Origin of the sequence: Comamonas sp. Z3, from assembly GCF_008121565.1 — a bacterium.
Taxonomy (GTDB): Bacteria; Pseudomonadota; Gammaproteobacteria; order Burkholderiales; family Burkholderiaceae_C; genus Comamonas; species Comamonas brasiliensis.
Genome location: NZ_VOQU01000008.1, coordinates 127,731 through 140,577, shown reverse-complemented (window position 1 = coordinate 140,577; position 12,847 = coordinate 127,731). Strand labels below are relative to the sequence as shown.

At 63.9% G+C, this 12,847-nt stretch carries 13 protein-coding genes; 11 read left to right on the top strand and 2 right to left on the bottom strand.

Going from position 1 to position 12,847, the window contains the following annotated elements:
* Window positions 1-124: 124 nt before the first annotated feature.
* On the bottom strand, window positions 125-1,651 hold the full coding sequence (gene gshA / locus FSY59_RS22370) for a glutamate--cysteine ligase (protein WP_003053266.1): 1,527 nt from the start codon (window positions 1,649-1,651) through the stop codon (window positions 125-127).
* Window positions 1,652-1,968: 317 nt separating this feature from the next.
* Window positions 1,969-2,880: an SDR family NAD(P)-dependent oxidoreductase gene (locus FSY59_RS22365; protein ID WP_003053265.1), complete on the bottom strand. Its 912-nt coding sequence runs from the start codon at window positions 2,878-2,880 to the stop codon at window positions 1,969-1,971.
* Window positions 2,881-3,432: 552 nt separating this feature from the next.
* On the opposite strand from FSY59_RS22365, the gene FSY59_RS22360 reads away from it, so the two are divergent.
* The 11 genes from FSY59_RS22360 to prfH all read left to right on the top strand — a co-directional run bounded on the left by FSY59_RS22360 (window position 3,433) and on the right by prfH (window position 12,753).
* Complete coding sequence (locus FSY59_RS22360; RefSeq protein ID WP_003053264.1) at window positions 3,433-3,735, top strand: 2Fe-2S iron-sulfur cluster-binding protein; 303 nt, start codon at window positions 3,433-3,435, stop codon at window positions 3,733-3,735.
* Between the two features lie 364 nt (window positions 3,736-4,099).
* Window positions 4,100-5,221, top strand: coding sequence for a bifunctional 3,4-dihydroxy-2-butanone-4-phosphate synthase/GTP cyclohydrolase II (ribBA, locus tag FSY59_RS22355; RefSeq protein WP_003053263.1), 1,122 nt, complete (start codon window positions 4,100-4,102; stop codon window positions 5,219-5,221).
* A gap of 15 nt (window positions 5,222-5,236) precedes the next feature.
* Window positions 5,237-5,710, top strand: a complete 474-nt coding sequence (gene ribH / locus FSY59_RS22350) for a 6,7-dimethyl-8-ribityllumazine synthase (RefSeq protein WP_003053262.1) — start codon at window positions 5,237-5,239, stop codon at window positions 5,708-5,710.
* Window positions 5,703-6,239, top strand: a complete 537-nt coding sequence (gene nusB, locus FSY59_RS22345; protein WP_003053261.1) for a transcription antitermination factor NusB — start codon at window positions 5,703-5,705, stop codon at window positions 6,237-6,239. Before ribH ends, nusB begins: the two co-directional genes overlap by 8 nt.
* Window positions 6,240-6,445: 206 nt before the next feature.
* Window positions 6,446-7,639 (top strand): pyridoxal phosphate-dependent aminotransferase, encoded by a 1,194-nt coding sequence (locus FSY59_RS22340; protein ID WP_172671692.1) that lies wholly within the window; start codon window positions 6,446-6,448, stop codon window positions 7,637-7,639.
* A gap of 7 nt (window positions 7,640-7,646) precedes the next feature.
* Window positions 7,647-8,126, top strand: a complete 480-nt coding sequence (gene ybgC, locus FSY59_RS22335) for a tol-pal system-associated acyl-CoA thioesterase (protein WP_003053259.1) — start codon at window positions 7,647-7,649, stop codon at window positions 8,124-8,126.
* On the top strand, window positions 8,123-8,827 hold the full coding sequence (tolQ, locus tag FSY59_RS22330; RefSeq protein WP_003053258.1) for a protein TolQ: 705 nt from the start codon (window positions 8,123-8,125) through the stop codon (window positions 8,825-8,827). Before ybgC ends, tolQ begins: the two co-directional genes overlap by 4 nt.
* A 150-nt stretch (window positions 8,828-8,977) precedes the next feature.
* Window positions 8,978-9,409 (top strand): biopolymer transporter ExbD, encoded by a 432-nt coding sequence (locus tag FSY59_RS22325; protein WP_003053257.1) that lies wholly within the window; start codon window positions 8,978-8,980, stop codon window positions 9,407-9,409.
* A 77-nt stretch (window positions 9,410-9,486) separates the two neighbouring features.
* The gene (gene tolA, locus FSY59_RS22320) at window positions 9,487-10,632 is read left to right on the top strand and encodes a cell envelope integrity protein TolA (RefSeq protein ID WP_003053256.1); all 1,146 of its coding nucleotides are present in this window, start codon (window positions 9,487-9,489) and stop codon (window positions 10,630-10,632) included.
* A gap of 388 nt (window positions 10,633-11,020) precedes the next feature.
* Window positions 11,021-12,175 carry an RNA ligase RtcB family protein gene (locus FSY59_RS22315; protein ID WP_148729714.1) on the top strand — a complete coding sequence of 385 codons (1,155 nt, stop codon included), beginning with the start codon at window positions 11,021-11,023 and terminating at the stop codon, window positions 12,173-12,175.
* Window positions 12,175-12,753 (top strand): peptide chain release factor H, encoded by a 579-nt coding sequence (gene prfH, locus FSY59_RS22310; protein WP_235214181.1) that lies wholly within the window; start codon window positions 12,175-12,177, stop codon window positions 12,751-12,753. The genes FSY59_RS22315 and prfH overlap by 1 nt, the downstream gene beginning before the upstream one ends.
* The last annotated feature ends 94 nt before the right edge of the window (window positions 12,754-12,847 follow it).

The following is a 12,847-nucleotide window of genomic DNA, read 5'->3' as shown; positions in this document are numbered from 1 at the left end:
GCGCCCCGCCGATCGTTACGATATGAAACACAGATGACAAGGCTGTGACATCGCCGCTGCAGCAAGAAGAAAAGCGCTTGCAGCCCAAAGGCCACAAGCGCTTTCAGCTATCGAATTCAGAGAGTCAGCGCAGGCTGGCCGGGTCCATATAGCGCTGGCGCCACTCTTCGAACGTCATGGTGTCGGCAGCCTCGATGGCCTGCTGTGCAATCACCGACTCCTGGCTCATCTGCTCGTAGCGCGCCTGCTGCTCGGCCGTCCAGGGCATGGCCAGCAGGGCATCGCGCGCCTTGGCGGACTGCGTGGTCATGAAGTCGATGAAATGGTTGTCATAGGCACCGGTGAGCTCCTGCAGCACATGGGCCGAGGGCGTGGACTGCGCGTCCTGCACGCGGGCCAGGGCCTGCTCCAGCGCGGCGCTGTAGTCGCCCGTGCCATGCGCGGCATCCAGCGCCTGGGCATAGGGACGGCATTGCTCCAGCACTTCCTGCGCCCATTCGGTCAGCAGCACCTGCTGGCCGTTGCGCACCAGCGTCAGGCCCGGCTCCCGGCCCTGCTCGGCAGCCAGATGCTGGTTGTGCTTGAGGTCGGCTATTTCCTGGGGCGTGTCATCGGGGCTGTCACTGTGCAGGCAGTGCAGGAGGAAGACGTCGATCATGCGCATGGTGGCCGGGGCGATGCCCACGGTCTCATAAGGATCGATGTCCATGAGCCGCACTTCCACATATTCCACACCACGCTCACGCAGCGCATGCAGCGGGCGCTCGCCGCTCTTGACGGTGCGCTTGGGGCGGATGGTGCCGTAGAACTCGTTCTCGATCTGCAACAGACCCGTACCCAGCTGGTTGTAGTCGCCCCCGGGGTTTCTCACGCCCAGTTGCTCGTAGGCCGGGTAGGGACGGGTCAGTGCCTCATGCAGCGAGTCCGCATAGCCCTCGAGTCCGTTGTAGCTGACATTGATGCTGGACTGCGCATCGCTCTGATAGCCCAGTCGCCCCATGCGCAGCGATGTGGCATAGGGCAGATACAGTGCGTTCCTGCCGTCGCCCAGCGGCTGCAGGCGATGCTCGCGCCCTTCCACAAAGCAGGGACACAGCGCAGGAGAGGCCCCGTACAGGTACAGCAGCACAAAGGCGTTGCGGCGGAAGTTGCGGATCAGCGCAAAGTACTGGTCGCTGCTCACGCCGGGCAGCGACCAGTTGTAATGAATACCCGAGATGGTCTGCATGCGGCGGCCATAGCGGTGCCCCAGCCCCATGCGGTAGACGCTCTTGGAACGACCCGAGTGCGAGCCGCCATAGCGGCCCAGCGGAATCGTCTCGTCCGTGGGCAGCCGGCAGGGCATGCTGGCGTTCCACATCAGCTCGCCGCTTTCGCTGAGGTTGCGCAGCACGAACTGATGGACTTCGGTCAGCTCGTCCAGGCATTCCTCGACCCCCAGGCGCGCGCCGGTGATGAGTTCCAGCTGGGACTCGCTGTAATCGGTGGTGATATGCGGGTGCGTGAGAGCCGAGCCCAGTTCCGCGGGGTGCGGCGTCAGGGCCAGCGAGCCCGTGGCCAGTGCCCGCAGTCCCTCTTTCTCGATGCCGCGACGAATGCCCAGCAGCCTATCGGCGGTGGGCATATTCACGGCGGCCTGCGATGTCTTCATTGTTTTTACCTTCTTAGTGAAGACGCTGACGACAAACCTCGTCTGCCCAATCGCGCCCAGACGGCGAATGATAGAGAAACAAGGCGCAACGCGAAGGCGGCTGGCCGCTTAACCACGTTTTTCGGCCTGTTGAGCTGCTACAAGCCCGTGGCTGCTCCAGAAATTTGTCAGGTTAACCGAAGCCCTGGCATGAGCACATGCTCACTCCCAAACGGAAAAAACCCTCGCAGGAGGGCTTTTTTCAGCTGTGCTAATCGCAGCTGGCAGCCGTCGCCGCCACCGGCACGGGGTAAAAAATGCCGCGAGCTTGGCTTTGATCAATGTCCATGCGCTTTCATGGCCTTGCCCACTTCCACCTGCCCCTGGACGGCACCGCTGGCCGGCACCTGCTGGCCCTCGCTGGCCGTGACTTCGGCCAGGCGCGCGGCCAGCTCCTCGGGAACGGTCTCGCCCATGCCCAGATAAATGCCCTCGGTCATGGTGATGTGCGCGGCCTCGAAACCGCCGGCACCGGCGCAGACAATGGTGCGCGTGGGTGCGCTCTCGTGCGCCAGCACCAGCATGGCGGGCACCACGGCCTCCGGCTTCAAGGCTTCCAGCACCGGCTCGGGCAGCAGGCCCGCCGTCATGCGTGTGGCCGCCGTGGGGGCCAGCGCGTTGACCCGGATATTGTGCTTGGCGCCTTCGATGGCCAGCGTCTGCATCAGCCCCACCTGGGCCAGCTTGGCCGCGCCATAGTTGGCCTGGCCGAAATTGCCATAGAGACCCGTCGACGAGGTCGTCATCACGATGCGGCCATAGCTCTGCTCCTGCATATAGGGCCAGACGGCCTTGCAGCAGTTGGCCGCGCCCATCAGGTGCACGTCGACCACCAGGCGGAAGTCCGCCATGTCCATCTTGGCAAAGCTCTTGTCACGCAGAATGCCGGCGTTGTTGACCAGAATGTCCACGCGCCCCCAGGCCGTGATGGCCTGCTTGACCATGGCCTGCACGGCTTCGAAGTCGGTCACTGAGGCCGCGTTGGCAATCGCCTCGCCGCCAGCCGCACGGATTTCATCCACCACCTGCTGCGCCGCCGTAGCCGAGCCGCCCGAGCCGTCCACCGCGCCGCCCAGATCGTTGACCACCACCTTGGCGCCGCGCCTGGCCAGGGCCAGCGCGTGCAGACGCCCCAGACCGCCGCCCGCTCCCGTCACGATGGCCACACGACCTTGAAAATCCATTGCCATGATGTCTAGCTCCTTGCTTGTGCATTGATGCAATCACTTTAAGCGCCCATGCTGCAGCGCAACGTAGCGTTTGCGACTGCCTGCGGGTAAGTCTGGAGAATGCTATCAATCTGGAAGCTTTTACCGCAATCAATCACTTGGTTTCAATATTAAAACTATTCAAATCTCAATATTTACATGCGCTAAAAGCTCTTTTTTCAATAGCAAATATCGGTCATCCACAAGCGACGGGATTTTCCCCAATTTCTCTCGACAAGCCTGTGGACAAGCCTGGATAGCTTTTGCAGCAATGTTTCAAACGATTGATTTTTCAGGATTTTTACAAAATGCCTGTTTTTTGATCAGACCACCGCCGACAGATGGCCACTTATCCCGTCCTACGCTGGACATCCTTGTGAACAACTGCACCTTCCCCATGAATAAGTCAGGCAAGTCGTTGATTTCTAACGGCACATTATCCAGCGCTGAAAAAACAGGCAATCCGCACCGGGCCCACGGCCTTGGCAAACCCGCTACAACAACGGGTTTTGCAAAGAATCACCACAGCGCCTCATGTCCAACGCCTCTGCTTTTGCCCCTCCCTTCTTCATCGCCAAGTGCGAGCCCAGCGGCCAGCAGGTCGACGCCTGGGCCGATCAGTCCCTGCTGGACTCGCTGGAGAGCGGCGGCGTGAACTGGCCCAGCTCCTGCCGCAACGGCACCTGCCGCACCTGCATGGGACAGCTGGTATCGGGCAGCGTGCACTACGACATCGAGTGGCCGGGCGTGACGACAGAGGAACAGGCCGAAGGCTATGTGCTGCCCTGCTGCGCCTATCCCGACAGCGATGTGGTGCTCAAGGATCATGAGTATTAGTCCCCCCTGAGCAGCCTTGCCGCTTCTCCCGACAAAGGGGACGGCATCGTTGCTGGGGGCAGGCCATCCTCCGGGGCGGCTCTTGCTGGACGCCACGCATTGGAACTTCGTCCGGTTCTTGCACTGCATCATGGTTTCAGGGTCGGCTCGCGCGCTCAAAGCCCGCTCTGCAATAGAATGAGCGCTTTCCGCAAGGCCTTGCCCTGCAGAAAGCGGCTCCGCCCAGGCGGCCCCCCGCCTCACACGTTCTTTGGAAGTCCTGCCTGCGCCCGTGGCGGCGTCGGCAATGCCTCACTGGTGCGTGTCATGCGCCAGCCGCCGACTGCAGTGCATCGCATCCAGTTCACGTCCAAGAAGGCATTCCATGAACAGCTCCCTCCAACCCGTGCCCATCTCGCCCGTCGAAGAAATCGTGGCGGAAATGCGTGCCGGCCGCATGGTCGTGCTCGTTGACGAAGAGGACCGTGAGAACGAAGGCGATCTGGTTCTGGCGTCCGACCATGTCACAGCGGAGGCCATCAACTTCATGGCCCGCTTCGGCCGTGGCCTGATCTGCCTGACGCTGACCCGCGAGCGCTGCGAATTCCTCAAGCTGCCGCCCATGGCCGCGCGCAACGGCACTGTGTACAGCACGGCCTTCACCATCTCCATCGAAGCCGCCGAAGGCGTGACCACCGGCATCTCGGCCGCCGACCGCGCGCGCACCATCCAGGTGGCCGTGAACAAGAACAGCCAGCCCAGCGATCTGGTGCAGCCCGGCCATATCTTCCCGCTGCAGGCCGTCGACGGCGGCGTGCTCATGCGTGCCGGCCATACCGAAGCCGGTTGCGATCTGGCAGCGCTGGCAGGCTGCACGCCCTCGGCCGTGATCTGCGAGATCATGAAGGACGACGGCACCATGGCCCGACTGCCCGATCTGCAGCTGTTCTGTGCCGAGCATGGCATCAAGATCGGCACGATTGCCGACCTCATCGAATACCGCAGCCGCAACGAATCCCTGCTGCAGAAAGTGGGCAGCCGCCCCATGCAGACGGCCCATGGCGAATTCATCGCCCATGCCTTCCGCGACGTGCCCAGCGGCTCCGTGCACCTGGCACTGGTCAAGGGCGAATGGCAGCCCGACACCACCGTGCCCGTGCGCGTGCACGAGCCGCTGTCGGTGCTCGATGCGCTCGAAACCGGCCGCAACCAGCATTCCTGGTGCCTGGACGAAAGCCTCAAGTACATCAACGGCAATGGCCAGGGCGTGGCCGTGCTGCTCAACTGCAGCGAATCCGGCGAGCAGTTGCTGACCCAGTTCGAAGGCAAGGCCCGTTCGGCCCAGGCGCCGGAGCGCGGCCGCATGGACCTGCGCACCTATGGCGTGGGCGCGCAAATCCTGCGCGAACTGGGCGTGAGCAAGATGCAGCTCATGGGCCAGCCCCGCCGCATGCCCAGCATGGCGGGCTACGGCCTGGAAATCACGGGTTACATCCCCAAGGAATAAGAGACGGAACACCAGATGCAAAACGCAGAAAAAGGCCAAGGCCAGAACCTGAACGGCGCCGGACTGAAGATCGGCATCGTGCAGGCACGCTTCAACGAAAGCATTACCAACACCCTGTTTGCCTCCTGCCGCGACGAGCTGCTGGCACTGGGTGTGAAGACCGAGAACATCGACCATGTCACCGTCCCCGGCGCACTCGAAGTGCCCGTGGCGCTTCAGACACTGGCCGACACCGATCAGTACGACGCCCTGGTGGCGCTGGGCTGCATCATCCGTGGGGAGACATACCACTTCGAGCTGGTAGCCAACGAATCGGGCGCAGGCGTGACACGCCTGAGCCTGGACTACCGGCTGCCGATCGCCAATGCGATCATCACCACTGAAAACATGGAGCAGGCCATCGCCCGCCAGGTCGAGAAGGGCCGCGACGCAGCCCGCGTCGCCGTGGAAATGGCCAATCTGCTCAACTCCTACGACGATCATGAGTGAAGAACAATCCAGCGAGTCCGGCTCGCGCCGCCCACCCCAGAAGCGCACCGGCCTGACCAGCACCGGCGCACGCAAGGCGGGCTCCAAGTCCAACCGCAGCCGCGCACGCGAATTCGCACTGCAAGGTCTGTATCAGCACATCGTGGGCCGCAATGCGGTGCTCGACATCGACCGCTTCACGCGCGATCTGGCCGGCTTTCACAAGGCCGACGTGGTGCACTACGACGCACTGCTGCGCGGCTGCGTGGAAAACGAAGTCTCCCTGGATGCGCTGATCACGCCCAAGCTCGATCGCGGTCTGACCGAGATCTCGCCCATCGAACATGCCTGCATGTGGATTGGCGTGTACGAGTTCCAGAACTGCCCTGACGTGCCCTGGCGCGTGGTGCTCAACGAGTGCATCGAGCTGGCCAAGGAATTTGGCGGCACCGACGGTCACAAGTATGTCAACGCGGTGCTCAACGGGCTGGCTCCCGACCTGCGTGCCACCGAAGTGGCGCATGACCGCGCCAACAAGTCTGCCAGCTGAAGCGCTTGACCTGCAGGGCCGCGCCTGCACGGCCCTGCTGCCGCTGCATGCATAGTCAAAGCAAACACTGCAACAGGGCCGCTGGTGCTATCGTGCACCCGCTGGCTGGTTGCAGTTTTTTTATGGGCGCAAAGCTGCTGCAGCGCACGCCCTGCAGTTGCCCGATTGCTCCCGAACGCTGATTGATTGAAAGAATAACGTCGTCCATGTCCGTCATTGAGCTTTCCCGCCGCGCCCAACGCATCGAGCCTTTCTACGTCATGGAAATGGCCAAGCACGCGCAGGAAGTGGCCCGCCAGTCCAGCGCCAGCGGCACGCCCATGATCTACCTGAACATCGGCGAGCCGGACTTCAGCGCCCCGCCTCTGGTGCAGGACGCGGCTGAGCGCGCCATCCGCGGCGGCCGCACGCAATACACCCAGGCTCCGGGCCTGCCCGAGCTGCGCGAGCGCATCAGCGCCTGGTACGCCAGCCGCTTCGGAGTGGACGTGCCGGCGCGCCGCATCATCATCACGGCCGGTGCCTCGGCTGCGCTGCAGCTGGCCTGCCTGGCGCTGATCGACGAGGGCGACGAGGTGCTGATGCCCGATCCCAGCTACCCCTGCAACCGCCACTTTGTCTCGGCGGCCGAAGGCAAGCCGGTGCTGATCCCCTCTTCGGCAGCGGAGCGCTTCCAGCTCAGCGCCGCCAAGGTCGAAGCGGCCTGGGGCGAGCGCACACGCGGCGTGATGCTGGCCTCGCCTTCCAACCCCACGGGCACCTCGATTGCTCCCGATGAGCTGCGCCGCATCCACGACGTCGTGCGCGCCAAAGGCGGGTTGACCATCGTCGACGAAATCTATCTGGGCCTGTCCTACGACGAAGCCTTTGGCCAATCGGCCCTGAAGCTGGGCGATGACATCATCTCCATCAACAGCTTCAGCAAATACTTCAATATGACGGGCTGGCGTCTGGGCTGGATGGTGGTGCCCGAGTCCCTGGTCGCGCCCATCGAGATGCTGGCCCAGCATCTGTTCATCTGCGCCAGCACCGTGTCGCAATATGCGGCCCTGGCCTGCTTCGAGCCTGAAAGCATCGCCGAATACGAGCGTCGCCGCGCCGAGTTCAAGGCCCGCCGCGACTACTTCATCCCGGCTCTCGAATCGATTGGCCTGCCCGTGCCCGTCAAGCCCGACGGCGCCTTCTACGCCTGGGCCGACTGCCGCGCTGCCGCCGAAAAGCTCGGCGTCAGGGGCAGCTGGGACTTTGCCTATGCGCTGATGAACCAGGCTCACCTGGCCATCACCCCCGGCCGCGACTTCGGTCAGGCAGAGACGGCAAACTATGTGCGCTTTTCCACCGCCAACTCCATGGAGCAGCTGCAGGAAGCCATTGCTCGCATGAAAAAGCTCTTCTGCTGAATCCGTGATGATGCAGAGCCAACCAGCGCCTTTGCCTGACGGTGCCGATGCCATGCAAGCCGCCGCAGCCGGGGTGTTCACATTCCCAATGCGCGTTTACTGGGAAGACACCGACGCCGGCGGCGTCGTGTTCTATGCCAACTACCTCAAGTTCTTCGAGCGTGCCCGCACCGAGTGGTTGCGCTCGCTGGGCATCGCCCAGCAAAAGCTGCGGGAACAAACCGGCGGCATCTTTGTCGTAACGTCTGCGCAGCTTGAATATCTGCACCCGGCGCGACTCGATGACCAACTCTTTGTTACCGCTAGCTTGAAAAGTGCCGGCCGTGCTTCGCTCACAATCGAGCAGCAGGCGCGGCTGGTGCATTCCGACAGTCAGTCCCAAGAGTCCACGCCGCTGTGCACGGGCTCGATCCGAATTGGGTGGGTGGATGGCACGACCATGCGCCCCGCGAGAATTCCGAACCATATCCTGGAGCAACTTTCATGAACTCCCAAGACATGTCCATCCTCAGCCTCATCATGCAGGCCAGCTGGGTGGTGCAACTGGTCATGCTGATCCTGGTGATCGCATCCATAGCGAGCTGGGCCACCATTTTCCGCAAGGCCCAGACCTTGAAGCGCGTGCGCACGCTCAACGACAACTTCGAGCAGGACTTCTGGTCGGGCACCAGCCTCAACGACCTCTACGCCTCTGCGGCGCAGAATGCCAAGACCGGCGGCCCCATGGAGCGCATCTTTGCCAGCGGCATGCGTGAATACCAGAAGCTGCGCGAGCGCCGTATCGGCGATGTCGCCACGCTGCTGGACGGCACGCGCCGTGCCATGCGCGCGAGCTTCCAACGCGAACTCGACGAAATCGAATCCGGCCTGTCCTTCCTGGGCACAGTGGCCTCGGTATCGCCCTATGTCGGCCTGTTCGGTACCGTGTGGGGCGTGATGCACGCCTTCACCGGCTTTGCCAATATGGAGCAGATCACGCTGGCCACCGTGGCCCCCGGCATTGCCGAAGCCCTGGTCGCCACCGCCATGGGTCTGTTTGCAGCCATCCCCGCCGTGACGGCCTACAACCGCTACGCCCACCACATCGACCGTATCGCGAGCCAGGAAGAGACCTTCATCGAGGAGTTCTCCAATATCCTGCAGCGCAATGTCGGTGCCACCGCCAGCGGCTCCGCCTCCGGCCATTGAGATGAAGCAGGCCCTGAGTCGCTTCGCGCCTGCCCCCTCCCTCTTCGGCAGGGGGACGACACCTTCGCTGGGGCAGCCCCTGCTGCGCGACAGCCCCTGCCCGGTGTCTTCGGCCTGCGCTGAGCAGTCTATTTGTAAGGAGTGTGATCCATGCCAGCCATGAGTTCACGCGGTCGCAATCGCCGCACCGTCAACGAAATCAATATGGTGCCCTTCATCGACGTGATGCTGGTGCTGCTCATCATCTTCATGGTGACGGCGCCCATGCTCACGCCGGGCTCCATCAACGTGCCCAGCGCGGGCAAGTCCTCGCGCCCGCCGACCAAGAACATTGCCTATGTGCTGCTCGACAAGGACGGCAGCATCCAGTTCAAGAACGGCAGCAACACCCAGACCATCAAGCCAGGCGACCTCAAGGGTCTGGCCCAGTCCTGGCAGCAAGGCCAGGGCGAGGACAGCGCCATCCAGATCATCGCCGACAAGGGTCTGCCTTTTGACGACGTCATGAAGGCGCACACCACGCTGTCCAAGGCCGGCGTCAAGCGCATAGCCTTCGGCGTCGTTTCCTCTTCCAGCAATTGATCCCCTACAGGAAGCTCTGCCGCCAGCCGCGACTTTGATGCCTTGAAGCCGCAGCCCGCGCAGACCACCCATTCACCATGCCTAACCAGCAAGATCGCGATCAGTTTGCCCCGCCCCGCCCCAAAGGCCGGGCGCGCTCATGGTCGCTCGCCCTGGCCGCGCACGGGTTGCTGATCGCGGCCCTGCTGTGGACGGTGCGCCCCCCCAAAGAAGCCGACGAAGCCATGGTCGAAGCCGAGGTCTGGAGCAGTTCCGCGCCAGCCTCTGCCGCCGCCGTGACACCGCCGCCCCCTGCCCCGGAGCCCACTCCGGAACCGCCCCCGGCACCCGAGCCGCCGCCACCTCCACCGGAGCCCGTGGTGGCACCGCTGCCTCCTCCTGCTCCTGCCCCCAAGGTCCAGGCCCCTGACGACGATCATGAGGCCGAGATCGCCCTGGCCAGGAAAAAAAAGCAGGAGCAGCTGAAGAAGGAAAAGGCGGAGCAGGAAGCCCGTGAACAGCGGGAAAAAGAGCGCAAGGAAAAAGCAGAGAAGGACAAGGCCGAGAAGGAAAAGGCCGAAAAGGCTCAGCTGGAAAAGCAGAAGGCTGAAAAGGCGGAGAAGGAACGCAAGGAAAAGCTCGAGCACGAGAAAAAGGAAAAGGCCGACAAGGCTGCCAAGGACAAGGCCGAGAAGGAAAAAGCGGAAAAGGCCGAAAAGGAAAAGGCCGACAAAGCCGCCAAGGACAAGGCTGCCAGGGAAAAAGCCGAGAAGGACAAGGCCGAGAAGGAAAAGGCAGCCAAGGAGGCCAAGGAGAAGGCGGCCAGGGACGCCAAGGATGCCAAGGCAGCCGATGACCGTCGCAAGGCCGAGCTGGCACGCCTGCAAGGGCTGGCTGGCGGCTCCGGCGGCAGCGATCAGGCCGGCAGTGGCGGCAGCCGCACGGGCGGTGCGGGCAGCAGTGCCAGCGGCGGCCCCTCGGCGGGTTATGCGGCCAAGGTGGCAGCGCGCGTCAAGCCCAACATCGTCTACCCCGATGCGGTCAGCGGCAATCCGCGTGCCGAGGTTCGCGTGCGCACGGCACCGGACGGCACCATCACCAGCGCCACGATCTCCAAGTCCAGCGGCAACGCGGCCTGGGACGAAGCCGTGGTCCGCGCCCTGCACAAGACCGACAAGCTGCCGCGCGATATCGACGGCAAGGTGCCGTCGGATCTGGTCATAGGTTTCAGACCCCAGGACTGACGCGGAACTGCGCGCAGCTGTCCCCCAAGCCCCGCAGGCATGGCCTACGGGGCTTTTCTCTATCTGTGGTCAATCCACAACGCACCGAGCTGCACGGCTTGCGCCGCCGCCTGCCAGTCCATAGCATGCCTTTCTTTGCCGCAATACACGACGTATTGCGCGCTTTCCCGCTCACGCAAAGGAGAGAGCCATGTCCCAGACGACAAATCCCTTTGCAGTCGTGCCCGCCTAAAGCCTTCTAGCGCTTCCCGCCACGCTGCAGACCTCGCCCGGCCCATCAACGGTATGGAGTCAGGCCTTGCGCTGCGCGTGAATTCCCGGATGCCTCTCGGCCGAGCATGTCGCGACTGCCTATCGCTGATTTCATGCATTCGACCAAGGGCCATTCATGGGCAATTCTTTTTCGGACACCTATATCCAGGTGTTCGCCAACCGCAGCGTCTGGATCGAGGACGCTGCCATCCAGCAACTTCACACCACCGCCGCCAATCTGGACGGCATCCGCGCCGCCGTGGGTCTTCCCGACCTGCATCCGGGCCGGGGCTATCCGGTAGGTGCGGCATTCTTCTCGACAGGACGCTTGTACCCGGCCCTGGTCGGCGGCGACATAGGCTGCGGCATGGCCCTGTACGCAACCGAGCTGGCCGTGCACAAGACCTCGGGCGCCAGGCTCGAAAAAGCCGTGGGCAATATCGACGGCCCTCTGCCTCAGGAGCTGCTGGAGACCGTGGACATGGGGCAGCTGCAGCAGATTGCGCAGACCAGCGGTGTCGCCGCTCTTACCTATCTGCAGGAGAGCCTGGGCACCATCGGCGGCGGCAACCACTTTGCCGAACTGCAGCAGGTCGAGACCCTCTACGAGGAAGGCGCGCTCGACAAAAAGCGCGTGCACCTCATGGTGCACAGCGGCTCGCGCGGCCTTGGCGGCGCCATACTGCGCGAGCATGTGCAGCGCTTCAGCCACGACGGCCTGGCCGCCGGCACCGAAGCCGCAAGGCAATACCTGCTGCAGCACGATGCAGCCATCGACTATGCGCGGCTCAACCGCAGCAGCATCGCCCAGCGCCTGCTGCGCGCGATCCGCACCCAGGGCAAGGCCCTGCTCGACATCACGCACAACCATATGCTGCCCCACCACTGGCAGGGGCAGGACGGCTTTCTGCACCGCAAGGGCGCCACGCCGGCAGACCGGGGTCTGGTCGTCATTCCGGGCTCGCGCGGCGACTACAGCTATCTGGTGCGGCCCGTTGCGGGCCGGCACGAGGCGCTGGATTCGCTGGCCCACGGCGCCGGCCGCAAATGGGCGCGCACGGACTGCGCGGGCCGGCTGCGGCCCCGCTTCACGCTGGACGAGCTGCTGCGCACGCGCTTTGGCAGCGCCGTGGTCTGCGCCGACCGCGAGCTGGTCTACGAGGAGGCCCCCCAGGCCTACAAGGATGTGGACTCCGTGGTTGCCAGCCTGCAGCAAGCCGGCCTGGTGGAGCTGGTCGCGCGCCTCAAGCCCCTGCTGACCTACAAGAAGGGAGCCCTGCAATGCTGCTGATGCAACTGAGCTCCGCCCACGGTCCCGCCGAGTGCGAATACGCACTGCAGCTGACCCTGCGCAAGCTGCTGCAGGCCTGCGCCGCCGAGGATCTCGCGGTCGAGGTGCTGGAGGAGTTCCGCACCCCGGCCGGCTACAGGTCGGTGCTGCTGCGCTGCGAGCGCGAGACGCCCGCACTGCGCGAATGGCTGGGCACCATCCAGTGGATCTTCGCCAGCCCCTTCCGGCCCCGGCATCCGCGCAAGAACTGGTTCGTCGCCGTGCAGCGCTGCGAGCCGCCGCGCCAGCTGACCATGGACGGCGAGATCCAGTTCCAGTCCTGCAAGGCTTCAGGCAAGGGCGGCCAGCATGTCAACACCACGGACTCGGCCGTCCATGCCCTGCATGTGCCCAGCGGGATGGCCGTCAAGGTCATGAGCGAACGCAGCCAGCATGCCAACAAGCAGCTGGCGCGCGAGCTGCTGGCCATCAAGCTGGCCCGGCACAATGCGCGCAGCCAGGGGCAGGCCCAGCGCCTGCGCAGCCAGCAGCACTGGGAAGTGGAGCGCGGCCAGGCCGTCAAGGTCTTCCGCCTGTAACTGCCCCGTGACGACATTGCCGCCTGCCTCGCGAACGCCGGGGTGGCGACAATGCGGCAGCCTGTGGCTGGGCCTGCATCCCGCAACTACGGCC